The organism is Leifsonia sp. HAY1-4F (genome assembly GCF_056755275.1).
Map to the genome: position 1 here is coordinate 1 of NZ_JBNDHX010000464.1, position 249 is coordinate 249.

1 pseudogene is annotated in these 249 nt (G+C 67.1%); it reads left to right on the forward strand.

What is annotated here, in order from left to right:
- Positions 1 to 249, forward strand: a pseudogene (locus tag ACPYOG_RS20160) (hypothetical protein); the annotation flags it as partial.

Below are 249 nucleotides of genomic sequence, written 5' to 3' on the forward strand. Positions count from 1 at the left end.
CCCCCCCCCCCCCCCCCCCTTCTCAACACCAACCCTCCCCCCCCAGATTAGCGAGTGTCTCGTGGGCTCGGAGATGTGTATAAGAGACAGCATCGTCATCGGGCTGGCGTACCAGGGCCGCGGCTTCCGCGTACCTGCGCTGCTCGTGCTCGTGACGGCGGCACTCACGCAGCTGTTCTATCCGTTTCTCTACGACACGCGCCTCGTGCCCGAGGCCGGGATGGTCGATGTGCGGGCCGTGCGGGACCT